Genomic DNA, 26,017 nt, shown 5'->3' with positions numbered 1-26,017 from the left:
CCCTCAGTCCCGGCGCATGAACGTGTTGTCCCCGAAGTCGTCATCGTCGTCGCGGACGGGCCGCGCCGGACGGCGGACCGGCGGTGGTGGCGGAGGCGGCGGCGCGGCTTCCGGCTCTTCGTGCTGCCAGAGCCGGCGCTCCTGGTAGGCCTCGGGCGCGGGCGGCTCTTCGGGCTCCTCCGGCGGCAGGTAACCGGTGACCATGTGCATCGCCTCGGAGTCACCGCCGAGCGGCTCGAACGCGGCGGCGACGTTGACCGCGGCGTCACGCTGGGCCTTGCGCGCGAGCTTGAGGATCTCCTCGGCGAGCTTGGCGCCCGACTTGCCGGTCAGCGCGGAGTCGGTGAGCTGCAGGTCGGTGAGGGAACCGTTGGGCGCGACGCCGACGCGGATGGTCCCGTCCGGCGAAGCCACGGTCGTCCCGGCGGCCTCGAGCCCGACGCGGAACTGCTCCGCCTTCTCGCGCACGTCGGCGATCTTCGTTTCGAAGCCCGCCAGCCATTCCTCAGGTGTCATCCTCGCCTCCGCGGTGTCCGACGCGCAGCGAAGGCTACTGGTTCCATGACCAGCGTGAACAGACAAAACGGGCCCCGGGAAACCCGGGACCCGTTCGTTTTGTCCGTTATTCGCCGATGACCGGCGGCGCTGTGCGCATGTCGGTGCCGAAGACCTCGTCCGGGTCACCCTCGACCAGGTACGTCGGCCGCGAGTGCTCCGTGTCCTCGTCACCCTCGCCCTTCTGGCCGCGGCCCATGCCGCCGCCCGCGCCCATGCCACCGCGACCGGCACCCGCGCCACCGGCGCCGAGGCCGCCCATCCCGCGGCCCGCGGCCGCTTCGGCCGCACCGATGCCACCCGGCCGGGCCGCACCCGACGCGGCGCCCGCACCGGTCGCGCTGCCGCCGGCGCCGGAGCCACCGGGGCCGAAGCCGCTGCCGCTCCCGCGACCGCCGCCCCCGCCGCCGACCTTGGAGTTGTAGGCCTCGTCGCCGCCCATGTTCATGCCACCCATCGGCATCGGGCTCATCGGCGGCATGCCGCCGAACGACTGGTTCGGGTTCTGCGTCGACCCACCGGGGATCGAGCCCGGGGTGAACCCGGACGGCGTGGTGGTCCCGGCCGGCACGATCCCGGTGCCGGTGGTCGAGCCGGGGCCGGTGATGTGCGGCGTGATGTTCGGCGTGATGTTCGGGCCGGGGACGTTGCCGGTGGTGAAGTTGTTGTTCGTCCCGTTCGGCGTGTTCACCGGGTTGCTGTTCGGCATCGTGACGTTGGTGTTGTGGTCGCTGATGCCGTTCTTGTCCACGCCGTTGGGGTCACCGCCGTCACCCCCGGCACTGAAGCTGGGCGGCGGCGCGAAGGCCGGCTGCTTCGACGCGGCCTCGTAGAGGTTCTTGTCGTAGGTCGACATGACACCGGCGGCCTCGTCGTGCGCCGCCTGGCTGTCCTTCTGCTTCTGGAGGGACTTGTCGACGTTGTCCGGCAGGCTGAACGGGTTCGACGTCGCCCAGTTGGAGAACTCGTCCTTCCAGCTGAACGGGATCGGCGCCGGCATGGCGTTCTTCGCCGTGGACGCGGCCTGGCCCTGGTCGTAGATGGTCTCGGAGGCGAGCTTCGCGTTCTGCGAGTTCGCGTCGGACCACTTGCCGAGGCTGGTGAAGTACTGCTGCGCGCTCTCGGCGGCGCTGCCTTCCCAGGTGCCCTTCGAAGCGTTGACCGCGGTGTTCATCGACGTGGCGAACTTGTCGAAGACCTTGTGCACGTCGTGGTACGCGGTCGAAAGCTCCGAAACCTGACTGACGTCCAAGTTGGTGTCCAGGTACCCCTTGAGCTGCGTGTGGTCGCTGCCCTTGTAGTCCGCGCTCGACGGGTTCAGGCCCTGCACGTACTCGACGTCACGGCCCTTGGTGGCGTCGGCGACGTTCTTGTCGCCGACCTCCTGGGACTGGTTCTTGGCCTGCGCCTGGGCGACGAACCGCTGGACCCACCCGAACAACGGGTCGTTCCGGTCGACACCCGCCTCGGCCTTCGCCTGGAGGTAGGCGTCACGGTCAGCCGGAGCCATGTCCGCGACTTCCGCCGGCGTCTTGATCGGCGGCGGCTGCTTCTGCGTCGTCATCTGGGTTCCCCTATCCCTTCGGCAGCCGCGCCTCGACGGCCTTCGCGACCGCCTCGGCGACCTGGCAGGCCTCGTCCGCCGAGGCGGCGCCGGTCACCGCAACATCCACCCGCGACGCATCTCCCACCGGCAGGGCGAGCGTGCAGGCCGCCACGGAAGCACCACCCGGCGCCTCCTTCGCCTTCCGGCCGTTGACGTCCTTGTCGACCAGGCCGCCGCCGGTGTCGTTGACCTGCGCGACCGACGCGGTGTCGCGGACGTTGACGGCGACCACCGTGGCGTTGTCACTCGCCGAGGTGATCTTCTTCTGGTACCTGCAAGTGCGCACGTCGCCGGTCGTGCCCTGCACCGGGTCTTTGAACTCGCCGTAGCCGCTGAGGTCACCCGCTTCCAGCAGCGAGCAGGCATCGGTGATCGACTGCGTCCCGCCGCCCCCGGCAGCCGGACTTTCCGGCGCCGCCGGCTCACTGGCCGAAGAGGACTGGGCGGGTGACGCCGTTCCCCCCTGCGTCGTGGTGCACCCGGCGAGCAGCGCGCCACCGGCCACGAGCGGAAAGAGAACCCGTACGAGAAGTTTCGTCATACCTCAAGCCTGCTTGGTCTGGAGAGCGGAGAAGGCCTGGTTCTCCGTCTCCTTGTAGAGGCCCGCGGCCCTGGCGAGCGCTTCGTCCGCTTGCTGCGCGACCCGCCTGAGCTGCTCCAGAACCTCGGTCGCCTTGCTGGCGGCCGTCGAGTCGTGCTTGGCGACGGAGTGCCCGTACGGGTGGTTGCCGAGTTGCGGGTTCTGGTCCAGCAAGTAGCTCGTGGCCTGCACGTCGGCGAGGCCGTTCACGAGGTCGGTCAGGGCGTCCCGGATCGGCTTCACACCTTCCGGGGTGATCTTGAAGCCGCCGCTCTTGGCCGCGTCGACCAGCTTCTGGGTCTCCGCCGTGACACCCTGAATGGCGCCGAGGTTCATGACGTCCGCGAACGTGCCGCCGCCCCCGCCGTCAGCCATCTGCATCGCTGTTCCACCCCGAATCACTTCACCCGTGCGTGTGCACCCGGGAGTCTACTAGCCGGGCACCCTGCGCAACGGCCGTTCACCGATCTTCAGCTGTGACGCAGCCGCGCGACGAGCGGTTCCCGAAGGTCAGAACTGCCCGTCGAGCTGGGCGTAGAGCTGCTGGGCGAGCCGTGCGTTGTCGGCCGGCGCGTAGGTGATCCAGCGCTGGCCGTCGGCGGCCGCGCGGGAGGACATCAGCCAGCGGCCGGACGGGGTGTCGAACCAGGCCAGCGGCGGGAACGTGCCGCCGCGGGTCACGGCCGTGAACTGCCCGACGCGCTTCTTCGGCTCCTGGAAGACACGCTCGATCATCCGGAGCTGCGGCCCGCCGCTGCTGCTCTGCGAGCGCGGGCCGCTGACACCGGCGAACGGGTCGTACACGTCGTCGCGGCGCTGGTGGCGCGGCTGTTCGGCCGGGCGCGAGATGGTGACGGACTGGCCGGGCGCGGCCGGCGTGAGCGGGAGCAGGTCGACGATCGCCGGGACGATGCCGGTCGGGCGGACCTCCTCGAAGACGATGAGGTTCTCCTCCTGCCGGGCGAGCACCGCGAACTGGCCGTCGGTGGCGACCCGGGCGAACAGGTGCCGGTCGCCCAGCTCGGCCGCCGCGTTGATCACCACACTGCCCCGGACGAAGGTGGCGAGCGCCAGCTCGGCGTCCGCGTCGAGGCGGCCGCGGCTCCACAGCCCGCGGCCGGACAGGTCGCGCACGACGGCGTCGCGGATCATCGCCCGCTGCTCGACGGTCGTGCCGACGTGCGGAACTTCGAACGGCGTCGGCGCGCGGCCCAGCCCGAGCTGTTCGAGCAGGATGTCCACCGCCGCCAGCGACAGCGAGAACGAGTGCGGCATCTTGTCTTCCCCCCGCGGGTTCCTTGGCCTCCGGAAACGGTAGTCCACGGCGTGCCCCGCCCGCAGCCGGATGCTGCGCCTACAGCGAAACCGCTTGTCAGCGCAAGATCGCCGCTGGTCCGATGGAGGCATGGCTGACCCGAAACCCGCACTCGTGCTCCACCTCGCCACCGGCGGCGAACCGCTGCTGTTCGCCTTGAAGACCGACGAATCCGCGAAGCTGACGGGCAAGCTCGCCGAGCTCGTGAAGACGGGCGCGGTCGAAACGGTGACCACCAAGGACGGCGCGGCGGTGGCGATCAACTTCGCCCACGTCGCCGCCGCCTACGTCGACGACCTGAACCGGAAGTCCACGGTCTTCGGCATGCACTCCTGACGCACGAAGGCCGCCTCACGACGAGCGTGAGACGGCCTTCGTGAGCCTGTGGTCAGAGCTTGTACAGGCGCTGCCAGTTCTCGCGCGAAGTCAGCTCCGGCATGGCGCGCTTGTACTGCTCCTGCACCGCCGCGCCTTCCTTGCGAAGCCGCTGCACCACCTTCGCACCGCGCTTGGCCAGGTCGAACATCTTGACCTTGTCGTACGAGCGGACGCGGACGCCCTCCTGGTTCGCGTCCGTCACGACCGCCGTGTCGAACAGGGCGATGTGCCACCAGTTCGCCTCGTCGATCGGCACCGCGCCGAGGCCGAAACGGCTGCGGCCGAGGACGCGGTCCAGCACGCGCTTGATCAGCACCAGGCGCTGCATGCTGGGCCGCGGCGCGCTGTTGATGATGCCGATGTCGTTGGACGCGATGCCCGGGACGTCGGTGGCCTTGTGGCGCTTGGTCTCCGGGTACTGGTCGCGGATCCGGCGGATCTCCTTCATCGCCTCGACACCGCCGTCACGCAGGACCTCCGGGCCCTCGAGGAAGTCCTCGACGGCCTTGATCAGCGTGGCCGACAGGCCGTACTGCATGCCGAGCAGGTAACGGACCAGCTGGGCCAGCAGCACCCGCGAAAGCAGGTTGAGGTTGAACGGCGAGTGCAGCGCCGCGGTGATGATCGAGTTGCGCAGGTTGAAGTACCGGTGCCACTCGTCCCAGTCCTTCATGTGGAAGTCCGCGTGCCACACGCCCGCACCCGGCAGCGTCACCGTCGGGAAGCCGTGCGCGCGGGCGCGGTAGGAGTACTCCGCGTCGTCCCACTGGAAGAAGAACGGCATCGGGTAGCCGGTGGCCTGCACGACCTCGTAGGGGATCAGGCACGACCACCAGCCGTTGTAACCGGCGTCGAGACGGCGCTCCTGGCGGTTCGGCTTCAGCGTCTCCTCGTCCACGCCGAGCAGGTCGGCGGTGGTGAGCGAGTGCTCGACCGGCTGGCCGGGCTCGAGGGTGTTGAGCCGGGCGTACTCGGCGCCGACGTGCAGCTGGTTCGGGTGGAACAGGTTCAGCATCTGGCCGCCGACGATGATCGGGTTGGCGGCGCGGTTGGAGAACGCCGTCATCCGGATCACCAGGTCCGGCTCGAGCAGCACGTCGTCGTCCATGAACAGGACGTTCGCGTGCTCGGTGGCGGTGTGGCCGGCCACCTCGTACAGGCCGCGGGTGAAACCGCCGGCGCCGCCGAGGTTGGGCTGCTTGATGTAGTGCAGCTTGTCACCGAGGTCCTTGGCGACCTGCTCGAAGCCGTCGCGGGACTCGACGAGGTCGGTGCCCTGGTCGGCGACGTAGATCGCGTCCAGGGTGTCCAGCGACGACACGTCCGCCGCGAGGGCCTGGAGGTTCTTCAGGCAGTCGTCGGCGCGGTTCATCGTGCAGATCGTCACCGCGGTCGGGCGGATCTTCTCCGGCGCTTCGACCGTCCAGCGGACCTGCTCGACACGCAGCGTCTGCCCGCCCTCGGTTTCGAGGTCGAGCCAGAGCGCGCCGCCGTCGTAGAACTTGTCCAGCTTGCCGGTCAGGGTGACCTTGTGCTGCTTGACGTCGGCGACCTGCTCGGCCTCGACGACCCGCGGCTCGCCCTCGACGTCGGAGGCGCCCATCGACAGCAGGCCGGTGCCGGTGACGACGGCCTCGACCGACACCTCGGTCACCGTCGACCAGCGCTGCCAGTAGGAGGCCGGGAAGCGGCCGAAGTACGTGTTGCCCGACACCTTGGAGGCGGGCTCGAGGGTGATCACCGCACGTTCCCGCACGGCCGAACCCCACTCGAGCTCGGCGTAGAGGTCCTTGCTCACGATCGGCGCGGGGCCGGCGTACAGCCCGCGCTGCGCCGTCAAGCGACCCTGCGGAGTGTGCTCGGTGAACCGCGTCTCGGCGGCCGCGCCGGCTGTGGTGGTCGGCGCCGGGGTGGCTGTTTTACCGGGCATTGAGTTCCTCAGTTCTCCTCGGTCGACGGCTCGCGGAAGACGACCCACTTGAGCATCACGAAATTGATCACCGTGGCAGTCGCCTGCGACACGGCCCAGCACAGGGTGTGCTGCCACGCGGACTCCGGCAGCACCTGCAACATCAGCTGGTTCACCCCGACCGCGACGAAGAACGTCACGGTGTAGAGCAGGACGAACGAGCCGACCTGCGCCTTCCCGTCGCGCCGTCCGCCGGAGAAGGTGAACTTGCGGTTCAGGAAGAACGCCGTGGTGGTGCCCACGATGAAACTGATAGCGCGAGCGACGTCGACCCACGGTGAAGTGGCCATCCCGGCCACCTGGGTCAGCAACGTGTACGTGCCCAGGTCGACCAGGGCGCAGAAGCCGCCGATCAGGGCGAAGCGGATCAGCTGCCCGAGCAGTCCGATGGAGGACGGCTGAGCAGCTGCGATGTCGGCTTGCGGATCGGTCGCCACCACTGCTTTACCTCGTTGCCTGAGTCATGGTCACCCGCGCGGGCGCTTGTGCCTTGATGCGCAAAGTGTAGAAGCGAGCACTTCAGGGTCACGTTCCGGGCGTCGTTCGGCGTGGCTACCCTGGTCGGGTGACCCAAGCACCCGAGACACAGCGTCGCACGCTCACGGGCTGGGCGCGGACGGCACCGACCACCGCCGACGTGCTGAGCACCGCAGACGTCGAAGCCATCGCGCGGGCCGTGACCCGGGCCGGCGAGCGCGGTGTCATCGCGCGCGGCCTCGGCCGGTCCTACGGCGACCCGGCGCAGAACGCGGGCGGTCTGGTCATCGACATGACGGCCCTGAACCGGATCCACTCGATCGACCCGGACAGCGCGCTCGTCGACCTCGACGCCGGGGTGAGCCTCGACCAGCTGATGCGCGAAGCGCTGCCGTACGGCCTGTGGGTCCCGGTCCTGCCGGGCACGCGCCAGGTGACCATCGGCGGCGCGATCGCCAACGACATCCACGGCAAGAACCACCACAGCGCGGGCAGCTTCGGCAACCACGTCGTGTCGATGGACCTGGTCACCGCGGACGGCAAGGTCCGCACGCTGACCCCGGAGGGCCCGGACGCCGAGCTGTTCTGGGCGACCGTCGCCGGCATCGGCCTGACCGGCATCATCACCCGGGCCACGATCCGGATGACCAAGACCGAGACGGCGTACTTCCTCGCCGACAACGAGCGCACGAACAACCTCGACGAGACGCTCGAGCTGGTCAGCAACGGCTCCGACGACAACTACACGTACTCGTCGGCGTGGTTCGACACGATCTCGACGGGCTCGAAGCTGGGCCGCGCCGCCTTCGGCCGCGGCTCGCTCGCGAAGCTGGACGAGCTGCCGCCGAAGCTGCGCGCGAACCCGCTCAAGTTCGACGCCCCGCAGCTCGCGACCCTGCCGGACGTCTTCCCCAACGGCCTCGCGAACAAGCTGACCTTCGGCACGATCGGCGAGCTCTACTACCGCAAGACGCCGAAGGAAGCCCGCGGCGTGGTGCAGAACCTCACGGCCTTCTACCACCCGCTGGACATGTTCGGCGAGTGGAACCGGGCCTACGGCTCGAAGGGTTTCCTGCAGTACCAGTTCTCGACGCCGCTGGGCGCGGCCGAGCCGCTGCGCAAGATCGTCAAGAAGATCGCCGAGTCGGGGCACGTGTCCTTCCTCAACGTTTTCAAGCGAATGGGTGAGGGCAACGCGGCACCGCTGTCGTTCCCGCACCCCGGCTGGATGGTCTGCGTCGACTTCCCGATCAAGGACGGCCTGAGCCGCTTCTGCCAGGAGCTCGACGACGACGTCCTCGAGCTGGGCGGCCGGCTGTACACCGCGAAGGACTCGCGCACCTCGCCCGAGACGTTCGCGAAGATGTACCCGCGCCTCGAAGAGTGGCGCAAGGTGCGCGCCGCCGTTGACCCCGAAGGCGTTTTCGCCTCTGACATGAGCCGGAGGCTCGAGCTGTGATCGACGCTGTTGGCAACCCCCAGTCCCTGCTGCTGCTCGGCGGCACGTCCGACATCGCGCTGGCGATCGCCGAGAAGTACCTCGCCGAGAAGCCGCTGCGGGTCGTGCTCGCGGCGCGTCCGTCGCCGCGGCTGGACGCGGCCGCGCAGCGCCTGAAGGACAAGGGCGCCGAGGTCTCGACCGTCGACTTCGACGCGAAGGACCTGGCGTCGCACCCGGGCGTGCTGGACAAGGCGTTCGAGAACGGCGACATCGACGTCGCGGTGGTGGCGTTCGGCCTGCTCGGCGACCCCGAGGAGCTCTGGCAGGACCACGCGAAGGCGGTCGAGGCGGCGACGGTGAACTACACCGCCGCGGTGTCGGTCGGCGTTGCGCTGTCGGAGAAGCTCAAGGCCCAGGGCCACGGCACGGTGATCGCGCTGTCCTCGGTGGCCGGTGAGCGCGTCCGGCGCTCCAACTTCGTCTACGGCTCGACCAAGGCCGGTTTCGACGGCTTCTACCTGGGCCTCGGCGAGGCTCTCGCGCCGCACGGCGTGAAGGTGACGGTCGTCCGCTCGGGCCAGGTCCGGACGAAGATGACCGACGGCCTCAAGGACGCTCCCCTGACCCAGAACGCCGACCAGGTGGCCGAGCAGGCCGTCGCGGCGGCTCGCGCGGGCAAGGACCTGATCTGGGCGCCGGCGCCGTTCCGGCTGGTGATGTCGGTGCTGCGGCACGTTCCGCGGCCGATCTTCCGCAAGCTCCCCGTCTGATCTCTCCACCCCCGGGTTGAGGCGGGGTTCCATCCGGGCCCCGCCCGCACGCCGATGTGTCGTGGCGACCGTCGAAACAGACTGTCACCATGACAACCACGACGAGCGACCGTGGCGGGCTGACGATGCTCCTGCGCGACGTCGCCCTCCCGATGGCCCTGTACTACGTCCTCCGCTCCTTCGACGTCGACGCGCTGTGGGCGCTGCTGGCCGGCGCCGTGCTGCCGGCCCTGCGGACCGGGTACGTCCTGGCGCGGCACCGGCGGATCGACCCGGTCAGCGCGTTCGTGCTGGCTGTGCTGCTGGTCAACAGTGCGGTGGCGGTGTTCTCCGGTGACGCCCGGCTGCTGCTCGTCCGCAGCGCCTGGATCACGCTGCCGCTCGGCGTGGTGATGCTGGTGAGCCTGCTCGTCGGCCGCCGGCCGTTCCTGTTCCGGGCGGTGTGCACCCTCCAGCCCGCCCGCGCCGGCGACTTCGAACGGCTGTGGGGCGTTTCGGCGCCGTTCCGGCAGCGATGGCGTTCGGCGACGCTCTGGTGGGGCGCCGGCTGCGTCCTGCTGGCCTGCGCCGTCGTGGTGATGGCGTTCACGCTGCCGGTGGACGTCGTGCCGATCCTCGACACCGTGCTGACGATCGGGACCGTGGTGCTCGGCGTGAAGGTGACGCGGCAGCGGATGGGCATCAACCGGACGGTGGATGCGTGACCACCGCCTCGACGATGGTGGCGGCCGCGCCCGCCCGCGATGCTCTGAGGCATGGGGAAATCGCTGCTTGCGCTGCTCTGCGACATCGCCGCGCCGGTCGGCGGTTATTACCTGCTGCGGGCGTTCGACGTCGCGCCGATCTGGGCGCTGACGCTGAGCGGCCTCCCGCCGGCGCTGCGGGTGCTCTACCTGGCGGTGCGGCACCGGCGGGTCGACGGCATGGGTGTGTTCGTGCTGCTCATCGTCGCGCTCGGCCTGGTGACGTCGCTGCTGACCGGCGACGCGCGGTTGCAGCTGGTCCGCGGGGCGTGGTTCAGCGTGCTGATCGGCGTCTGGATGCTGGCCAGCCTGCGCATCGGCCGCCGCCCGACGACGTACCAGGCCACGCTGGCCCTGCTGCCCGGCCGCACTGACGAGCTGGAGGCGCGCTGGGCGGACACGCCGTCGTTCCGGCGGGTGTGGCAGGTCCTGACGGTGGTCTGGGGTGTCGGCGGGCTCGTGCACAGCGGGCTCAGCATCGTCATGGCCTACACGTTCCCGGTGGACGTGGTGCCCGGACTCGATACGGTGCTCTCCATCGCGAGTTTTGTGGTGCTCCAGGTGGTCACCCAGGTGCTGCTCGCGCGGGAGGGCACGATGAACCGGATGTGGGCACGCCGATGATCGAGATCCCGCCGCCGGGCGAGTACCGGCTGGACCCCGCGCGCTGCCGGATCGGCGTGTCCGGCACCCACCTGTTCGGGATGTCCACTGTGGACGGCACGTTTCCGTTGGTGGGCGGGGTGGTCGTGGTCGCCGACCCGGTGACGGAGTCGCTCGTGACGGCCGAGATCGACGCGACCGGCCTCACCACGGGCGAACGGCTGCGTGACACCGAACTGCAGTCGCGCCGGTTCCTCCACGGCCGGGAGCACCCGCTGATCACGTTCACCGAGGGCCGGCCGGTGGCGGCCGGGCCGAAGTGGCAGCTCGACGGCATCGTCACGGTCCGCGGGACGGCCGGCCGCGTCCGGTGCGCGATCGACGCGGTCCAGGTGTCCCCGGAGGGTTTCTCGGCCCGCGCGGCGACGGTGGTCGACCGGTTCGCGTTCGGCCTGACGTACGGGAAGCGGCTGGGCGGCCGGGAGTTCACGCTGACGCTGGACGTCACCGCCGTCCGGAGCTGAAGCTCAGCTGCCGGCGGCGTGGGCGGGCATCAGGTACAGGTTCTGCGTGCCCATCCACGGCGAGTCGATCCGCCAGCTCGCCAGCGCCGTCGGCGGTGGGGCGCGGCGGGTCGTCGTCAGGATCAGGTCCGGGCTGATCGGGGCGACGCTGTGGTCGAAGTTGTGGAAGTTGGCCTCCAGCAGCGCCCGGCCGACGTCGCCGCTGCGGCGCTTCGTCTCGGTGATCGCCGGGTCGACCGCGCCGCGGTCGGAGAACTCGTCGACCAGCTCGCAGTCGCACGCGTACGCCAGCGCGCCGACCTCGCCCGCCGTCTCCACCTTGCGGCCGTGGGCGATCGCCGCCAGCTCGTGGCCGATCTCGCGGTACTCGGTGGTCGACGCGTGGTTGCTGGTGATCGGCGCGAACTGGCGTGGAAGGCCCGGCATCGCGTAGGCCGCGACGCTCGCCGCGAGCACCACGCCGGCCGCCGTCCACGTGCCGCGGCGCACCCGTTCGGGGACCGCCGAAGCACACGCGGCGAGGAAGATCGTCGCGCCGATGATGCTCGGCGCGTAGTACCAGTGGTAGGGCGGCACACCGAGGCGGCTGTAGGCCACGTAGTGCAGGGCCCCCGCGACGGCGAGCGCCGCGAACGGCGTCAGGCGGCGGGCGATCTCGGAGCCGTGGCGGTACCGGACGACCCAGACCACGCCCGCAACGCCTGCGAGCAGCAGCGACAGGAACGACAGCGTCGCCTCGACCGGGAAGGTGCGCCAGTACAGGAGCGGGCCGTTGGTGAAGCTGAACGGCCCCCACGACTGCTGGCTGATCTTGATGACGAGCGTGTCCGGCACGGCCGAGCCGAGCACCACCCAGCTGAACCCGAACCACGGCAGTGTCACCGCGAGCGCGGCGAACGCCGTCCGCCAGATGCCCGTCCAGAACTCGCGGCGGGCCGCGAACAGCACCGCCGCGATCAGCAGCAGGTCGATCCGGACCAGGGCGAGCAGCCCGATCACCACGCCGAGCCGGCCCGCGTGCCGCTCCCCCGCGTAGACCAGCGTCCAGACGACACCGGTGGCGCCGAGCGCGACCTCCAGCCCGATCGACGACAACAGCAGCGGATTGACCAGCAGCAGCCCGAACGTCAGCGGGGCGAACGCCGCCGGCAGCCCACTGCGCTCGCCCAGCCGGCGCAGGCCGAGCACAAGCAGCACCTGCGCGACGACAAAGACGAATCCGGCGGCCAGCACGGCGTCGCGGACGACGAACGTGACCACGCCGAGGGCCAGGACGTTCAGCGGTGACGTCGCGGTGTTCGCCGTCCCCTGCTCGATCAGGCCCCAGTGGCCGTGGAAGGCGAGGTTCTTCGCGTAGGACAGCGTGATGTAGGTGTCATCGATGAGATGGCTGCTGACCAGGGCGAACACCAGCGCGGAAGCCACCGCGGCACCCGCCGGCAAGGCCCACGAACGGGCGACGGGCAGGGCCGCCGGCAGCGCACCGGCGACCTTCGGGAGTTCTGCGGAGGCGCTTCGCATCACGAACACCGTACTCTGCTCGTGATGATTCTGTGATCTGAGCGCGGTGCAGGTGGCTCAGACCACAGCGATCAGATGCCGTTCCCGGAGCCAGAATCGCCCGTGTTGCCGGAGTTGCCGGAGTTGCCGCCGCCGCGGCCCGGGAAGCCGGGGCCACGGCCGTCGAAGCCCTGGTTGCCGTTCGGGCCGTCGTACTGGCGGTGGATGCCGGGGCGGCCATCACGAGGACCGTGACTGGTCGCGGCGGCGATCCCGCCGACGATGCCGCCGCCGATCAGCAGGCCGAGGACGCCGACGCCGACGAGCTGGGTGGCGCGGTGCCCGACGAAGCGCCGGAAGCCGCCCGGCTGCCGCTGGGCGGCCTGAGGCGGGCCCCAGGCGCCGTAGACCTGGCCGGGGCCGGGCTGGGAAAGCTGCGGCGTGGGTGGGGCGGGTGGCGGCTGCTGACCGTGGACGGCGGTCTGGTCGGCCGGCGGCCCGGCGTTCGGCAAGGTGTTCCCGGCCGGGGCCTGCGCAGCGGCGGGAGCCGCCTGAGTCGCGGGCTCGCTCTGTCCCGGCGCGGCGGCTGCCGGCTGCTGCGTGGTCGGCTGCTCGACGGTCGGCTGCTCAGCCGCGCCGGCCTGGGCCGTGGGCTGCTCGCCGGTCGGGTGGTCGGCCCCCTCCGGGGCCTTCTCTTCGCGCGGCTGGTCGTTCATCGTGGCTCCCCTGGTCACGGGGACGGGCGCACTGCCCGCCCCCACCACTTCAGGGTGCGCCGCTCAGCTGTGTGTCACCTGAAACGAACCTGTCGATCCGCCATGAGTCACAGGTAGAACGAGAGGAACAGCGTGGCGACCCAGGTCGCGCCGAGCACCTGCAGCACGCGGTCCTTGAGCGCGATCTCCTCGGGCTCGCCCGCGATGCCGCCGTCGACGTCCACCGCGTAGCGCAGCACCGCCACCACGAACGGCACCATCGAGATGAGCGCCCACACCGAGTTGTGCTCGGTCTGGCGGATCTCGAACGCCCACAGGCAGTAGGACATGATCAGGATCGCCGCCGACGTCGCCCAGACGAACCGCAGGTAGCTGGCCGAGTACTTCTTCAGCGACGACCGGATCTTCGCGCCGGTGCGCTCGAACAGCATGATCTCCGCGTAGCGCTTGCCGGCCACCATGAACAGCGAGCCGAACGCCGTGACCAGCAGGAACCACTGCGAGAGCGCGAGGCCGCCCGCGACACCACCGGCGATCGAGCGCATCAGGAAGCCCGAGCCGACGATGGCCAGGTCGACCACCGGCTGGTGCTTCAGGCCGAAGCAGTAACCGAGCTGGACGGCCTCGTAGACGCCCAGCACGATCGCCAGCTGCCAGCTGGCGAAGAACGACACGCCGAGACCGGCCAGGAAGAACACGACCGCGGCCCCGTACGCGACGGGGACCGGCACGATCCCGGCCGCGATCGGCCGGTTCCGCTTGGTCGGGTGGGCCCGGTCGGCCTCGACGTCGACCGCGTCGTTGATGAGGTAGACCGAGCTCGCCACCAGCGAGAACGCCACGAAGGCGACGATCGCGTCGAGCAGGAGGCCCGTGCGGTCGGTCGACTTCGAGAAGGCGAAGAACGGGGCCGCGAAGACCAGCACGTTCTTGACCCACTGGCGCGGCCGCGCCGTCTTGATGACGCCGCCGACCAGGCCGAACGGCCCGCGGACGGCGGTCGCCGTGGTCGTCTCCGCCGTCACCGGGGTCTCCGGCGCCTCAGGAGTCACGGCCGCTTCGTCGCTGTTGCGCTGCTCGGTCGTCTCGCTCATGGGTTCTTCTTCAGCTTCCGTCGTATCAGACCACCGACGAGCCCCCCGAGGGCCGCACCGGCCAGAACGTCTGTCGGATAGTGAACGCCGAGTACGAGCCGCGAGGCGAGCATCGGCGGTACCAGGGCGGGCACCAGGTTACGCCCGGTCAATCCGGAGTAGAGCACCGCCGCCGCCGTAGTGGACGTCGCGTGCGACGACGGGAAGCTCAGCTTGCTCGGCGTGCCGACCAGTACCTCGACGCTCGGGTGGTCCGGTCGGGGCCGCCTGACCACGCGTTTCACCGCGATCGAGGCGGCGTGCGCGCCGACGACGCCGGCCGACGCGACCAGCCAGTCCTTGCGCCGCTTCTTGTCGACCACGGCGCCGATCAGGCCGATGCCGAACCAGCCGATGGCGTGCTCGCCGAAGTGCGACATGCCGCGCGCGGCTTTCACCGAAACGTCACTCTTCAGAAAGCCCTGCGCCTTCGAGAGGACAGCGACCTCGCCCGTCGGGGCGCCCTTCTCAAGCATCGAGGGACCCGTCGAGCGGCGCGCCGTCGGTCAGATGCGGGGCGATCTTGTTGTCGAACGCCGAGAGCGCCGACCCGATCGCCATGTGCATGTCGAGGTACTTGTAGGTGCCGAGCCGGCCGCCGAACAGCACGTTCCGCTCGCGCGCCTCGGTCTTCGCCAGCTCGCGGTAGGCCTCGAGCTTCTCGCGGTTCTCCGGGGTGTTGATCGGGTAGTACGGCTCGTCCTCTTCCTTCGCGAACCGCGAGTACTCCCGGAAGATGACCGTCTTGTCCTTGGGGTAGTCCCGCTCCGGGTGGAAGTGCCGGAACTCGATGATGCGGGTGTAGGGGACTTCCTGGTCGTTGTAGTTGACGACCGAGGTGCCCTGGAAGTCACCGGTCTCGGCGACCTCGGACTCGAAGTCGACGGTGCGCCAGGTGAATCGGCCCGCCGAGTAGCCGAAGTAGCGGTCCAGCGGCCCGGTGTAGACGGTCGGGGTGCCCGCCGGGATGTGCTCGCGGACGTCGAAGTAGTCGACGTTCAGCCGGATCTCGATGTTCTCGTGCTCGGCCATCTTCTCGAGCCACGCGGTGTACCCGTTGACGGGCAGGCCCTCGTAGGTGTCGTTGAAGTACCGGTTGTCGAAGTTGTAGCGGACCGGCAGGCGCGTGATGATGTTCTCGCCCAGGTTCTTGGGGTCGTTCTCCCACTGCTTCGCGGTGTACCCGCGGATGAACGCCTCGTAGAGGGGACGGCCGACCAGCGAGATGGCCTTCTCCTCGAGGTTCTGCGCGGCGCTGGTCTCGAACTCCGACGACTGCTTCGCGATCAGCTCGCGGGCCTCGTCCGGCGTGTGGGACTTGCCGAAGAACTGGTTGATCAGGCCCAGGTTCATCGGGAACGAGTAGACCTGGTCCTTGACCCGCGCGAACACCCGGTGCTGGTAGTTCGTGAACTGGGTGAACCGGTTCACGTACTCCCAGACGCGCTTGTTCGAGGTGTGGAACAGGTGCGCGCCGTACTTGTGCACCTCGATCCCGGTCTCGGGCTCGGCCTCCGAGTACGCGTTGCCACCGATGTGGCTGCGCCGCTCGAGGATGAGGACCTTCTTGCCGAGCTCGGCCGCGGCTCGCTCGGCAATCGTCAGGCCGAAGAATCCGGACCCGACGATGACGAGGTCGTAACCAGCAAAATCGGCTTCAGTAACCTTGGCGGGGTTCGTGTGCGCGCTCACGGGCGTCGAGGGTACGCAGTCCGGTAACCCGGCCCGCACCCGACTATCACATTTCGGCCTACGACACACCTGGAAAGCAGTGCCTGCACCCGAGGACTTCTGGAGTTACTTCACCGCGGTGGTCACTTACCTGGCCGTGCTCGCGGTGCCCGGCGGCGTCGCCGGGTGGGCCGCCGGCCTGCGCGGGTGGGCCCTCGCGGGGCTCGCGCCGCTGCTCAGCTACGCCATCACCGGCCTGGCCGGGCCGTGGCTGGCGATGGTGCACGTGCCGTACGGCGCGCTGAGCGTCGCCGCGTGCACGCTGCTGCTCGCCGCCGTGCTCTACGGCCTGCGCCGGCTGGCGGTGGCGCGCGGGTGGATGACGCCGGGCGCCGAGGAGCCGCCGGTGCCGTGGACGCGCCGGGCGCACCTGGCCGTCGGCGCCTGCGTCGCGATCGCCGTGGGCGTGTCGATCGCCGTGGTGGTCTCCGGCCGCGGCGGGACGACCGCGGTGTTCCAGCGCTGGGACACCGTCTTCCACGCGAACGGCATCCGGTACATCGCCGAGACCGGCGACGGCTCGCTGACCGGCATGGGCACGCTCAACTGGTACCCCGACGGCTCCTTCTACCCGAACGCCTACCACCTGGTCGGCGCGCTGGTCTACCAGCTGTCGGGGACGTCGATCCCGGTCACGCTGAACGCCGTCACGATGCCGATCGCCGGGCTGTTCGCGCTGGCCATGGTCGCGCTGGTGCGCCAGCTCGGCGGCCGCGCGGTGTTCGCCGGCAGCGCCGCACTGGTCGCGGGCGGCGCGACGACGGGCGCGTACGAATCGGTGTCGAGCGGGCTGCTGCCGTTCGCGCTCGGCATCGTGCTGACGCCGCTGGCCGTGGTCGCCCTGCAGCGATTCGTCGTGCGGCCGGGTGTCGACACCGGCGCGGTGCTGGCGCTGAGCGCGACCGGCCTGCTCGCGGCGCACTCGAGCGCGTTGTTCGGCGCGATCCTGTTCGCGCTCCCGGTCGTGGTGCAGCGCTGGTACCGGGCGCTGCGCGGACGCGCCGTCGACGGTGTGCCCGAACGCCGCGCCGCGTGGCGGGTCGCCGGCGGGGACGTCCTGCGGATGGTGCCGGTGATGGTGGCGGCCGGGCTGCTGGCCGCGCCGATGATCCTCGGCGCGATCTCCTTCACGTCCGGGTCGTACCCGTACCACGCGTGGGGCTCGCACATGCCGCTGTGGAAGGCGCTGGCCATGCTGGCGACGTTCAAGCAGGTGCTGCCGGTCCCGCAGATCTGGCTGACGGTGTTCCTCGCCCTCGGCGTGTTCACGCTCGTCCGGCTGCGGCGGATGCGCTGGGTGGGGCTCTCGGCGATCGTGCTGTCGGCGCTCTTCATCGTCGTCGCGTGCTTCGGTGGCGAAGACTGGGTGATCAGCCTGTCGCGGCCGTGGTGGAACGACCGGTTCCGGCTGATGGCACTGGCCGCGATCCCGATGTGCCTGCTCGCCGCGCACGGGATGAGCGAGGCCCAGCAGTGGCTGGCGAAGGTCGCGAGCGGACGTGCGTGGGTGCGGGCGCGGCCGTGGCTGACCGGCCGGGTCGGGCTGGCGTCGGCGGTGCTGCTGGTCGTCGCGATGGGCGTGCTGACCGGCGGGTTCTACCGCGCGGCCAACGCCAAGACGGTGTCGCTGCTGTACTACAACGGCCTGCCCGGCGAGGTGGTCCCGCCGGTCAGCGCGGACGAGATCGACGCCATGGACCGGCTCGCCACCCTCGGCATCCCGGCCGATCAGAAGGTGCTCAACGACCGCCTCGACGGCACGGCGTGGATGTACGCCCTGACCGGCGTCCACCCGGTGGCCGCGCACTACGACGCCGGCGTGGTCCCCCTCGACGCCGACTACCTGGCCCGCCACTTCCGCGACTACGACAGCGACCCGCAGGTCCGCGCGGCGACGCAGCGGCTGAACGTGCACTACGTGCTGATCGGCAGCGGCACGATCCGCCGTGACACCCCGATCGCGCCGGGCCTGCAGCACCTGGACGGGCACGACTTCCTGCAGGTCGTGTACCGGAACCCGGGTGCGGTGATCTACCGGATCGTGAAGTAAAGAGCCCTCGTGGCCGCGGCGCCCCGTGCCGCGGCCACGAGGGCCTCCCGTCCCCCAACCACCCCCGGGGTGATCCTTGACGTCTGCTTTGAAGGACGCCGGGAGGACGGCAATCGGTTTCCCGGCCGCCCGGATGTCACCCGTTCGGCTTAGTGATCAGCCGGCGTGCAGCTCCGGCAGGACCTCACTGGCGACCTGCTCCAGCACGGCCTCGCGGCCCTCGTACGGCGACGACGACCGCGGCCAGTGCGCGATGACGTCGGTGAAGCCCAGCTCTCCCGCCCGGCCCGCGGCGTCGCGGAACGCCTCCACGCTGCTCAGCGAGAACACCGGGGACGCGTCCAGGCTGAGGTGACGCTGGATGCTCGCCCGCTCGCGCCCGACGGCGTCGAGCCGCTCGTCGAAGACCTGCGTGAGCTCCTTGATGCCGCGCCACCACTCGTCCTCGGTCGCGCCGCCCTTGCCCGTGGTCACCCAGCCCGCGCCGAAGCGCGCCGCCAGCGTCATCGTGCGGGGGCCGTTCGCCGCCACCACGAACGGCAGGCGCGGGCGCTGGACCGTGCCCGGCAGGTTGCGGGCTTCGCGGGCCCGGTAGTACTCGCCGTCGAAGTCGAACTTGTCGGTCATGAGCAGCCCGTCGAGCGCCTCGACGAACTCGGTGAACCGGTCCGCGCGCTGCTTGGCCGACAGCTCCGGCGCGCCGAGCACCGCGCCGTCGTAGTGCAGGTGGTCGACCCCCGCGCCGACACCGAGGACGAACCGCCCGTCGGAGACGTCGTCGAGGGTGACCAGCTCACGCATGAACGGCACCGGGTGCCGGGCGACCGGCGACGCCACGAACGTGCCGAGGCGGATCCGGGACGTCACCATCGCCGCCGCGGTGAGCGTCGGGACCGCGGAGAACCACGGCCCGTCGACGAGGTTGCGCCAGCCCAGGTGGTCGTACGTCCACGCGTGGTCGAAGCCGTATTCCTCGGCGGCGCGCCACTTCGGCTCGGCGGCCCACCAACGATCTTCCGGGAGAATCACGATGCCTACTCGCACACCGCCGGACGTTATCGGGAACCACCGGCAGTCGCACGGACGGGCGGCGGCCCACCCGGACGTGTCAGGGACAATGGCGAGGTGGAGAGACCCCAGTTGATCGCGTCCGACGTCGACGGCACCCTGCTCGGCCCCTCCGAATCCCTGAGCGGCCGCACCATCGCGACCGTCCGCCGGGCGATCGACGCGGGGGTGCCGTTCGTCCTGGCCAGCGGGCGGCCGCCGCGCTGGATCGCCCCGATCGCCAAGCCCCTCGAGCTGACCGGGTACGCCGTGTGCGCGAACGGCGCCGTGCTCTACGACTGCGGCACCGAAGAGATCGTCGAGGTGCACGGCCTGCTCGCCCCGACGCTGCTGCACGACATCGCGAGCGCGCTCGACAAGGCGCTGCCGGGCTGCCGGCTGGCGTCCGAGCGGGTCAGCACCGGCGCGGTCGACCACGACATGCGCAACTTCGTGATCGAGCCGGACTACCACAACCCGTGGGGTGACGGCGAAGGCCGGACCGGGCCGCGCGCCGAGGTGCTCGGGCACCCGGCGATCAAGCTGCTGGTCAGCCACCGCGGGATGTCGTCGGCGGAGATGGCCGACGCGGTGAACTCGCTGTTCGAGCACGAGGTCGACGTGACCTACTCGTCGTCGGGCGGCCTGGTGGAGATCTCCGCGCACGGCATCACCAAGGCGACCGGCCTCGCCGACGTCGCCGAGCGCTTCGACGTCGCGGCCGAGCAGGTGATCGCCTTCGGCGACATGCCCAACGACGTCGAGATGCTGCGGTGGGCCGGCCACGGCGTCGCGATGGAGAACGGGCACCCGGCGGTGCTCGAGGTGGCCGACGAGGTCACCGGCCCGGCCGGGGACGACGGGGTGGCGCAGGTCCTCGAGCGCTGGTTCTGACCGTCTTGCGGGGGTCCGAGTGGCGGAGGCCCCCGGCTGTCACAGCCTGTCGAGCTCGGCCGCTTCCTCCGGGGTCGGCGCGGCCCCGCCCAGGTGCGCGGGCAGCCACCAGCGTTCCTCGTCGGACGCGGGCTGCTCCGGGTACTCGGCCTGGGCGCGGTCGACGAGCGCGCTCATCCGGTCGCGCAGCTCCTTCGTCACGACGTCCCAGTCGTCACCCTTCGCGGGGTGCATCGGCTCGCCGATGAGGATCGAGATCGGCACGTGCCGGCGGGTCAGGTCCTTCGGCCGGCCCTTCGTCCACAGCCGCTGGGTGCCCCACAGCGCCATCGGCACCACCGGGACGTCCGCCGCCGCGGCCATCCGGACGGCGCCGGACTTGATCTCCTTGACGGTGAACGACCGGCTGATGGTGGCCTCCGGGAAGACGCCGACCACCTCGCCGTCCTTCAGCTTCTGGAGGGCGGCGCGGTAGGAGGCGAGACCCGCGGACCGGTCGACCGGGATGTGGTGCATCCCGCGCATCAGCGGCCCGGCGATCTTGTTGTCGAAGATCTCCTGCTTCGCCATGAACCGCGTCAGCCGCTTGGCCGGGCGCGCGCCGAGGCCGCAGAAGATGAAGTCGAGGTAGCTCACGTGGTTGCACGCGATGACCGCGCCGCCGGTGCGCGGGATGTGCTCCGCGCCCTCGACCCGGATGCGGTTGTCCAGTACCCGGAACATCGCCCGGGCCGCTCCGATCACGGGCGGGTACACGAAGTCAGCCATTCCGCCAGGTTACGGGACCGTAGGTTACGGCCGGTGGTTCAGCGGGGAAGAACACAAAACGGGCGTAGCTCACGCGGTCCGAACGGCTCGCCGCCGGACCGGGATCGCCAGCACGACGGCCAGCAGGACGGTGAACAGCGCAACGGACTGGTGCTTGATGCCTTCGATGCCGTCACCGAGGGCGGCCGTGCCGAACTGCGTCAGCGAGACGGCGAGCAGGAACGCCAGCACCACCCCGAGCGGCTCGCGACGCTGGAACCACGCCCTGACCAGCACGAACAGCCAGATCGGCACCAGCACGAACAGGCCCAGCGGGGCGATCAGGCCGGTCAGCCACGACACCACCGGCACCCGGTACTCCTGCGCGTGCGGCGCAAAACCGGCGGACTGGTCGAAGCTGCCGAGGTAGTCCGGGCGGGCGGTGAGCTGGTCGGTCGCGGCCCGGTTCAGCACCTCCAGCGTCCGGCCCGGGTGCGTCGCGAAGTAGGTGACGACGTTCCGGCGGCTCAGCTGCCCGCGGTACTGCCCGTAGCTCGGGTCCGTCCGCGCCGGGTGCGGGTGCCACCAGCCGTTGCCCGCGTACTGCGCGAACGACGGCGGCAGCCCGAGCTCGGCCAGGTCGGCCTGGGTGTCGTGCTTGCCGTCGACGATGTTCAGGAAGATCGAGTTGAAGACGTTGATCTCGCGCGAGTCGTCGCCGGGACGCGCGGCGAGCGTGCCGTCGGGGGCGACGGCCGGTTCGACGCTCTGCTGCGCGTAGAGCGTGATGGCGCCGAGAGCACCGATGACCAGCGCCGCCGACGCCCACCGCCGCGCGCCGCGCAGGGTGCCGGGCCGGACCAGGAGGATCGCCAGCACCAGGATCGGCAGGATGGTCAGCGTCTGGACCTTGGCGTTGACCGCCAGCACGCCGCCCACGAGCGCCACCGCCATGCCCGCGTAGCTCCACCGGCCCTCGCGGGCGGTCAGCAGCAGGCCGCCGGCGACCAGCAGCAGGCCGAGGAACGCGGCGCCTTCACCGAGCACCGCGGCGAAGTACCCGAAGAACGCCGAATCGGCGACGACCAGCAGGAGCCCGGCCGCCACGGCGAGCCGCGCCCGGCGGTCGTGCGGCAGGCCGAGCACGATCGTGGTGATCGCCGCCGCGGCGATGATGCTGCTCAGCAGGCCCAGCACGACCAGGCTCAACGTCCCGTGGACGCCGACCAGGCCGCCCAGCCGGACGGCGACGTCCGCGAGCCAGCCCTGCGTGAGCAGGTAGGTCGGCCGGCACGGCGCCGCGCCGGGGTCCGCGCTGTAGGCGAGGTGGATGAACGGCTCGGGCCCGCCGTGCCAGGTGATCCCGGCGCCGCACAGCACGCGGGCGCCGTCGCCGTTGTTGGACATCGCGATCGGGCGCGGCACCAGGAACCGCACCACGAACAGGGCGAGCGACGCGCCGAACACCCCGAGTCCGAGCAGCGCCTCGGCGTCCAGCTGCCGTTTCGGGACCTCGAGCTTCACGAAGGACAGGGTACGTAGCGGAAGTCCGGGCCCTGGTCGAGGTCGGTGACCACGGACTTCGCCTGTTCCGCCCGCGGGTAGACGGCGACCCAGTAGGGCGTACCGACCCGCCGGAACGTGGCGACCTGGTACTTGCCCGCGTAGACCGGGTCGATCGTGCAGTGCTGGCGATCGGCGTAACCGCCGTCCGCGGGCACGGCGACGGTCGGGCGGCGGCCGTTGACGACGTAGTCGTAGTCGGTCGCGACGCCGTCGGCGTGCCGGCCCTCGCGGGCGATGTGGTCGTCGGTGCGGCCGAGGACGTCGATGACGAGCAGCTGCTCGCCGTGGACGGCGAGGGCGCCGGGCGCGGTGCCGCTGACCACCGACCCGGGCGGCAGGTACTCGTCGAGCCAGCCGCCGATTTCGGCGATTTCGGAGCCGTAGGTGCGCCAGTCGCGCACGCGGTCGAGCATCTCGGGGCTGAACACCGAGACGAGCACCGCGATCCCGGCCAGCCCGCAGGCGGTGGCCGGGACCAGCCGTGTCGCGGCGGGCCACGCCCTCGGCCGGGGCGCCGGCTTTGCCTCGACGTCCGCGGTGAGCACGCCGTACACCGCGACGGACGCGACGGCGAGCAGCGGCGGCACCGGGACCAGCAGCCGCCACGACGGCCCCAGGTCGCCGCCGGCCGGCACGGCGACCGCGGCGAGCCCGACCACCGTCGCGAACAGCAGCCAGATCAGGGCGCGCGCTTCGATCGCAACACCCTTGCTGCGGCGCAGCAGCAACCCGACCGCCGCGACCAGGCCGAGGAGCAGGAAACCCTGGTGCGCCAAGGCGAACCCGGACAGGTACGGCCAGCCGGCGGCGACCTGCGAGCCGAGCGGGCCGCCGAGCTTCGCGGCCAGTGGCGCGGGGAGGAAGTGCTGGTAGAACGTCGCCCGCCAGGCCAGCCGGGGAATCAGGAACACCAGCGCGCCGAGCACGTACCCCACCGGTGCCCACCAGCTGTGCTTCTTCTTCAGCGCGGCGCCGAGCAGCCAGAACTCGCCCAGGAAGGCGACGACGAGCCCCTCCGGACTGGTCATCACGGCGAAGGCGACGAGCACGCCGGCCACGACCGGGCGGCGTGCCGCGAGCGAGTAGCAGACGGCCAGGACCAGGAGCACGAACAGCGGGACCTCGGAGCCGGACGGCCCGTAGACGGCCAGGCCGCCGGCGCTCGCGGTGAGCACCGCGGCGGCAACGCCGATCGCCGGGCGCGGCTCGGCGCCGTCCGGCGTGGCCAGCACAACGATCCGGTTCACCAGAAAGTAGGAAATAAGCACACAACCGAGTGTCGAGACAACTCCGAACACCACGGCGGTCGTTTGCACATCCGCGCCGAATGCGGCCCGCGGAAGTGCGATCAACACCAACCAGAGGAAGTTCGTGTAACCCTCGACGCGTTCACCGGGGTTGAAGACCGGGCCGTTGCCGTCCGCGATGTTCTGCGCGTAGCGGAACGAAACGAGCGCGTCGTCGGTGACGGTCGCGAACAACAGCTGGTGGAGCAGTGAAAGACCCAGCGTGAGGGCGACGACGGTGCCGCGCCAGCCGCGGTCGGTATCCAGGCGGCCCCAGGTCAGCACCACGATCGCGGCGAGCACCAGCCACGCCACCACGACCGCGTAGACCACCCGGCCCCCTCTGAAGATCGCTCCGCCGGCGCCAGTCAAGCAGGGAACTACACTCACCAATATAACCCGATCGGGTGTAACGAAGAGATATTTGTCAATTGTCCCGATGAAACCGTCAACCCCGGAGCGTCCGGCCGGGCATTGTCGGCTTACTCTCCACCGTGCTCTCCGTCACCGTCGCCATTCTCGTCATCGCCCTGCCGGGCCTGTTCACCGGTCTCGCCGCCGGTTTGCGCGGGTGGGCCCTGGCCGGTTTGGCGCCGTTGCTGAGTTACGCCGTCGGCGGGCTGACCGGACCGTGGACCGCCGCGCTCGGGTGGTCGTTCACACCCTTGACCTACGCGCTTTCGACGGTGGTGTTCGCGGCGATCGCTTTTGGTGTCCGGAAACTGACGGTGCGGCGCCGGCCGCCGGAACCGGAGCCGGGTCTGTGGGCACGGCGCGGGCACCTGGCCGTGGTGGTGTGCCTGCTCTTCGCGGCCGCGGTCGGTCTCTACGCGACGATGCGGGGGCTAGGCCGGATCGGCGCGCTGCCGCAGGGTTTCGACGCGGTGTACCACGGCAACGCGGTGCGCTACATCGCCGACACCGGCGACGGCAGCCTGTTCGGCACCGGCCAGGTGAACTGGTACGGCGACGCGGCGCCGGTGTTCTACCCCAACGCGTACCACCTGCTGGCGGCGGTGACCTACCGGCTCAGCGGGTCGTCGATCCCGGAAGTCCTGGACGCGAACACCGTGCTGCTGCCCGGTTTGCTCGCGTTGTCCCTGGTGACGCTGGTGCGCGAGTTCCGCGGCCGCGCGGTGCTGGCGGGTGCGGTGGCGCTGACCGCGGTGGCGCCGGTGATGGGCGTCTACGAGTCGATGGACCGCGGGCCGCTGCTGCCGTTCGCACTGGGTGTGACGCTGACGCCGTTGGCCGCGGTGGCGTTGCGGCGCTACCTGGAGCGCGTCGCGCCGGACACCGGCCTGGTGCTGGTGCTGGCCGCGGTGGGCTTGCTGTGCATCCACTCGTCGACGTTGTTCGGCGCGATCCTGTTCGCCGGGCCGCTGCTGGTGCAGCGCTGGCTTTCGCAGTGGCGCCGGATCGGCCGCGACCTGCTGGCGCTGCTGCCGATCGCGGCGGTGTCACTGCTGGTGGCGTGGCTGCAGTTGTTCGGCGCGCTGGGGCTGGCGACGAGCGCGGTGCCGTACTACGGCTGGCCGAACGAGTACCGCGCGTCGACGGCGCTGGGCGCACTGCTGGGCTTCCAGCACGTCGAACCGCACCCGCAGATCTGGCTGTCGGTGGCGCTGTTCCTGGGGTTCGTGTTCTTCGCGCGCGCGGGCGCGCTGCGCTGGATCGGCCTGACGGCGGCGGTCACCGGCCTGGCCTACATAACCGTGGCGTCGTCGAACGAGCCGATCGTGATGACGCTGTCCCGGCCCTGGTGGGACGACCCGTACCGGTTCTTCTCGATGGCGGCGATCCCGCTGTGCGTCCTGGCGGCGCACGGTCTGGCCTCGACGCAGGCCTGGCTGCGTGACCGGCTGCCGTCCCGGGTGCCGGCGGTGGCGGTCGCCGCGGTCGTCCTGCTGGGGTTCGTGGTGCTCTCGAACGGGTTGTACTTCCGCTCCAACGGCGCGCGCGTCTACACCGGCTACCAGGCCGCGGACCCGTCGAAGCTGGGCGTGACGCCGGGTGAGGCGTCGGCGATGGTGGAGCTCGGGAAGCTGGCGGCGCCGGGCGACTGGGCGATGAACGACCGGTTCGACGGGACGGCTTGGACGTACGCGCTCTCAGGCGTCCGGACGGTGGCCGCGCATTACGACCAGACTTTGCCGCCCACGGACGCGCTGGTGCTGGCGGACCGGTTCCGCGACTATTCGACGGACGCGGTGGTGCGGGCGGCGGTCAAGCGGTTGAACGTCCGTTGGGTGATTTTGGGGAAGCCGTCAACCGTGCCGGGGAAGCCTTATCAGCCCGGGTTGATCGGATTGGCGGGAGAACCGTTTTTGCAGGAGGCGTACCGCAACTCGGATGCGGTGATCTATCGCCTGGTGCGGTGAGATCG

The 26,017-nt window shown here is 70.6% G+C and carries 25 protein-coding genes; 9 read left to right on the top strand and 16 right to left on the bottom strand.

Going from position 1 to position 26,017, the window contains the following annotated elements; all coding sequences use genetic code 11:
• Positions 1-3: 3 nt before the first annotated feature.
• The 5 genes from ACIA5G_RS01200 to ACIA5G_RS01180 all read right to left on the bottom strand — a co-directional run bounded on the left by ACIA5G_RS01200 (position 4) and on the right by ACIA5G_RS01180 (position 4,016).
• On the bottom strand, positions 4-516 hold the full coding sequence (locus tag ACIA5G_RS01200) for a YbaB/EbfC family nucleoid-associated protein (protein WP_395920220.1): 513 nt from the start codon (positions 514-516) through the stop codon (positions 4-6).
• A 106-nt stretch (positions 517-622) separates the two neighbouring features.
• Positions 623-2,119: a hypothetical protein gene (locus ACIA5G_RS01195; RefSeq protein WP_395920219.1), complete on the bottom strand. Its 1,497-nt coding sequence runs from the start codon at positions 2,117-2,119 to the stop codon at positions 623-625.
• A gap of 10 nt (positions 2,120-2,129) precedes the next feature.
• Positions 2,130-2,702, bottom strand: coding sequence for a DUF3558 family protein (locus ACIA5G_RS01190; protein WP_395920218.1), 573 nt, complete (start codon positions 2,700-2,702; stop codon positions 2,130-2,132).
• Positions 2,703-2,705: 3 nt separating this feature from the next.
• A complete protein-coding gene (locus tag ACIA5G_RS01185; protein ID WP_395920217.1) occupies positions 2,706-3,122 on the bottom strand; it encodes a hypothetical protein in 417 nt (138 codons plus the stop codon).
• A 129-nt stretch (positions 3,123-3,251) separates the two neighbouring features.
• A complete protein-coding gene (locus ACIA5G_RS01180) occupies positions 3,252-4,016 on the bottom strand; it encodes an ESX secretion-associated protein EspG (protein WP_395920216.1) in 765 nt (254 codons plus the stop codon).
• A 130-nt stretch (positions 4,017-4,146) separates the two neighbouring features.
• On the opposite strand from ACIA5G_RS01180, the gene ACIA5G_RS01175 reads away from it, so the two are divergent.
• A complete protein-coding gene (locus tag ACIA5G_RS01175) occupies positions 4,147-4,392 on the top strand; it encodes a hypothetical protein (RefSeq protein ID WP_395920215.1) in 246 nt (81 codons plus the stop codon).
• Positions 4,393-4,444: 52 nt separating this feature from the next.
• Here the strand turns inward: ACIA5G_RS01175 and ACIA5G_RS01170 are convergent, their stop codons facing one another.
• Complete coding sequence (locus tag ACIA5G_RS01170) at positions 4,445-6,364, bottom strand: glycosyltransferase (RefSeq protein WP_395920214.1); 1,920 nt, start codon at positions 6,362-6,364, stop codon at positions 4,445-4,447.
• An 8-nt stretch (positions 6,365-6,372) separates the two neighbouring features.
• On the bottom strand, positions 6,373-6,843 hold the full coding sequence (locus ACIA5G_RS01165) for a GtrA family protein (RefSeq protein ID WP_169735160.1): 471 nt from the start codon (positions 6,841-6,843) through the stop codon (positions 6,373-6,375).
• 125 nt (positions 6,844-6,968) lie between these two features.
• On the opposite strand from ACIA5G_RS01165, the gene ACIA5G_RS01160 reads away from it, so the two are divergent.
• From ACIA5G_RS01160 to ACIA5G_RS01140, 5 genes are all read left to right on the top strand, one after another.
• The gene (locus tag ACIA5G_RS01160) at positions 6,969-8,339 is read left to right on the top strand and encodes an FAD-binding protein (protein ID WP_395920213.1); all 1,371 of its coding nucleotides are present in this window, start codon (positions 6,969-6,971) and stop codon (positions 8,337-8,339) included.
• Positions 8,336-9,091, top strand: a complete 756-nt coding sequence (locus ACIA5G_RS01155; RefSeq protein ID WP_395920212.1) for a decaprenylphospho-beta-D-erythro-pentofuranosid-2-ulose 2-reductase — start codon at positions 8,336-8,338, stop codon at positions 9,089-9,091. The genes ACIA5G_RS01160 and ACIA5G_RS01155 overlap by 4 nt, the downstream gene beginning before the upstream one ends.
• 89 nt (positions 9,092-9,180) lie before the next feature.
• Complete coding sequence (locus ACIA5G_RS01150; protein WP_395920211.1) at positions 9,181-9,795, top strand: VC0807 family protein; 615 nt, start codon at positions 9,181-9,183, stop codon at positions 9,793-9,795.
• 51 nt (positions 9,796-9,846) lie between these two features.
• The gene (locus ACIA5G_RS01145) at positions 9,847-10,458 is read left to right on the top strand and encodes a VC0807 family protein (RefSeq protein ID WP_395920210.1); all 612 of its coding nucleotides are present in this window, start codon (positions 9,847-9,849) and stop codon (positions 10,456-10,458) included.
• Complete coding sequence (locus ACIA5G_RS01140) at positions 10,455-10,961, top strand: YceI family protein (protein ID WP_395920209.1); 507 nt, start codon at positions 10,455-10,457, stop codon at positions 10,959-10,961. Before ACIA5G_RS01145 ends, ACIA5G_RS01140 begins: the two co-directional genes overlap by 4 nt.
• A 3-nt stretch (positions 10,962-10,964) precedes the next feature.
• On the opposite strand, the gene ACIA5G_RS01135 is transcribed toward ACIA5G_RS01140, so the two are convergent.
• From ACIA5G_RS01135 to glf, 5 genes are all read right to left on the bottom strand, one after another.
• The gene (locus ACIA5G_RS01135) at positions 10,965-12,482 is read right to left on the bottom strand and encodes a hypothetical protein (RefSeq protein WP_395920208.1); all 1,518 of its coding nucleotides are present in this window, start codon (positions 12,480-12,482) and stop codon (positions 10,965-10,967) included.
• A 71-nt stretch (positions 12,483-12,553) separates the two neighbouring features.
• Positions 12,554-13,177 (bottom strand): hypothetical protein, encoded by a 624-nt coding sequence (locus ACIA5G_RS01130; protein ID WP_395920207.1) that lies wholly within the window; start codon positions 13,175-13,177, stop codon positions 12,554-12,556.
• A gap of 107 nt (positions 13,178-13,284) precedes the next feature.
• Entirely contained in the window at positions 13,285-14,271 is a 987-nt protein-coding gene (locus ACIA5G_RS01125; RefSeq protein WP_395920206.1) for a decaprenyl-phosphate phosphoribosyltransferase, read from the bottom strand.
• Entirely contained in the window at positions 14,268-14,786 is a 519-nt protein-coding gene (locus ACIA5G_RS01120; RefSeq protein WP_395920205.1) for a phosphatase PAP2 family protein, read from the bottom strand. Before ACIA5G_RS01120 ends, ACIA5G_RS01125 begins: the two co-directional genes overlap by 4 nt.
• Positions 14,779-16,002, bottom strand: coding sequence for a UDP-galactopyranose mutase (gene glf / locus ACIA5G_RS01115; RefSeq protein WP_395920204.1), 1,224 nt, complete (start codon positions 16,000-16,002; stop codon positions 14,779-14,781). Before glf ends, ACIA5G_RS01120 begins: the two co-directional genes overlap by 8 nt.
• Before the next feature lie 79 nt (positions 16,003-16,081).
• On the opposite strand from glf, the gene ACIA5G_RS01110 reads away from it, so the two are divergent.
• Complete coding sequence (locus ACIA5G_RS01110) at positions 16,082-18,091, top strand: DUF6541 family protein (protein ID WP_395920203.1); 2,010 nt, start codon at positions 16,082-16,084, stop codon at positions 18,089-18,091.
• Positions 18,092-18,247: 156 nt separating this feature from the next.
• Here the strand turns inward: ACIA5G_RS01110 and ACIA5G_RS01105 are convergent, their stop codons facing one another.
• Complete coding sequence (locus ACIA5G_RS01105; protein WP_395920202.1) at positions 18,248-19,135, bottom strand: LLM class flavin-dependent oxidoreductase; 888 nt, start codon at positions 19,133-19,135, stop codon at positions 18,248-18,250.
• Positions 19,136-19,231: 96 nt separating this feature from the next.
• Here ACIA5G_RS01105 and ACIA5G_RS01100 point away from each other — a divergent pair, with 96 nt between their 5' ends.
• Positions 19,232-20,032 carry an HAD family hydrolase gene (locus tag ACIA5G_RS01100; RefSeq protein ID WP_395921838.1) on the top strand — a complete coding sequence of 267 codons (801 nt, stop codon included), beginning with the start codon at positions 19,232-19,234 and terminating at the stop codon, positions 20,030-20,032.
• A gap of 39 nt (positions 20,033-20,071) precedes the next feature.
• On the opposite strand, the gene ACIA5G_RS01095 is transcribed toward ACIA5G_RS01100, so the two are convergent.
• The 3 genes from ACIA5G_RS01095 to ACIA5G_RS01085 form a co-directional block, all read right to left on the bottom strand.
• On the bottom strand, positions 20,072-20,800 hold the full coding sequence (locus ACIA5G_RS01095; protein WP_395920201.1) for a lysophospholipid acyltransferase family protein: 729 nt from the start codon (positions 20,798-20,800) through the stop codon (positions 20,072-20,074).
• A gap of 69 nt (positions 20,801-20,869) precedes the next feature.
• Complete coding sequence (locus ACIA5G_RS01090) at positions 20,870-22,303, bottom strand: hypothetical protein (protein WP_395920200.1); 1,434 nt, start codon at positions 22,301-22,303, stop codon at positions 20,870-20,872.
• Positions 22,300-23,964 (bottom strand): hypothetical protein, encoded by a 1,665-nt coding sequence (locus tag ACIA5G_RS01085; RefSeq protein ID WP_395920199.1) that lies wholly within the window; start codon positions 23,962-23,964, stop codon positions 22,300-22,302. Before ACIA5G_RS01085 ends, ACIA5G_RS01090 begins: the two co-directional genes overlap by 4 nt.
• 161 nt (positions 23,965-24,125) lie before the next feature.
• On the opposite strand from ACIA5G_RS01085, the gene ACIA5G_RS01080 reads away from it, so the two are divergent.
• Positions 24,126-26,012, top strand: a complete 1,887-nt coding sequence (locus ACIA5G_RS01080; RefSeq protein WP_395920198.1) for a DUF6541 family protein — start codon at positions 24,126-24,128, stop codon at positions 26,010-26,012.
• The last annotated feature ends 5 nt before the right edge of the window (positions 26,013-26,017 follow it).

Origin of the sequence: Amycolatopsis sp. NPDC051758 (genome assembly GCF_044453095.1) — a bacterium.
Taxonomy (GTDB): domain Bacteria; phylum Actinomycetota; class Actinomycetes; order Mycobacteriales; family Pseudonocardiaceae; genus Amycolatopsis.
This window is presented reverse-complemented; position numbering and strand designations above follow the sequence as displayed.

What these genes read in the sequence shown, in the direction of transcription:
- ACIA5G_RS01150 (WP_395920211.1), top strand. Translation starts at nt 9,181, where the DNA reads ATGACAACCACGACGAGCGACCGTGGCGGGCTGACGATGCTCCTGCGC.
- ACIA5G_RS01135 (WP_395920208.1), bottom strand. Translation starts at nt 12,482, where the DNA reads ATGCGAAGCGCCTCCGCAGAACTCCCGAAGGTCGCCGGTGCGCTGCCG.
- ACIA5G_RS01185 (WP_395920217.1), bottom strand. Translation starts at nt 3,122, where the DNA reads ATGCAGATGGCTGACGGCGGGGGCGGCGGCACGTTCGCGGACGTCATG.
- ACIA5G_RS01120 (WP_395920205.1), bottom strand. Translation starts at nt 14,786, where the DNA reads ATGCTTGAGAAGGGCGCCCCGACGGGCGAGGTCGCTGTCCTCTCGAAG.
- ACIA5G_RS01175 (WP_395920215.1), top strand. Translation starts at nt 4,147, where the DNA reads ATGGCTGACCCGAAACCCGCACTCGTGCTCCACCTCGCCACCGGCGGC.
- ACIA5G_RS01200 (WP_395920220.1), bottom strand. Translation starts at nt 516, where the DNA reads ATGACACCTGAGGAATGGCTGGCGGGCTTCGAAACGAAGATCGCCGAC.
- ACIA5G_RS01095 (WP_395920201.1), bottom strand. Translation starts at nt 20,800, where the DNA reads ATGGCTGACTTCGTGTACCCGCCCGTGATCGGAGCGGCCCGGGCGATG.
- ACIA5G_RS01195 (WP_395920219.1), bottom strand. Translation starts at nt 2,119, where the DNA reads ATGACGACGCAGAAGCAGCCGCCGCCGATCAAGACGCCGGCGGAAGTC.
- ACIA5G_RS01145 (WP_395920210.1), top strand. Translation starts at nt 9,847, where the DNA reads ATGGGGAAATCGCTGCTTGCGCTGCTCTGCGACATCGCCGCGCCGGTC.
- ACIA5G_RS01130 (WP_395920207.1), bottom strand. Translation starts at nt 13,177, where the DNA reads ATGAACGACCAGCCGCGCGAAGAGAAGGCCCCGGAGGGGGCCGACCAC.
- ACIA5G_RS01170 (WP_395920214.1), bottom strand. Translation starts at nt 6,364, where the DNA reads ATGCCCGGTAAAACAGCCACCCCGGCGCCGACCACCACAGCCGGCGCG.
- ACIA5G_RS01180 (WP_395920216.1), bottom strand. Translation starts at nt 4,016, where the DNA reads ATGCCGCACTCGTTCTCGCTGTCGCTGGCGGCGGTGGACATCCTGCTC.
- ACIA5G_RS01140 (WP_395920209.1), top strand. Translation starts at nt 10,455, where the DNA reads ATGATCGAGATCCCGCCGCCGGGCGAGTACCGGCTGGACCCCGCGCGC.
- ACIA5G_RS01125 (WP_395920206.1), bottom strand. Translation starts at nt 14,271, where the DNA reads ATGAGCGAGACGACCGAGCAGCGCAACAGCGACGAAGCGGCCGTGACT.
- ACIA5G_RS01190 (WP_395920218.1), bottom strand. Translation starts at nt 2,702, where the DNA reads ATGACGAAACTTCTCGTACGGGTTCTCTTTCCGCTCGTGGCCGGTGGC.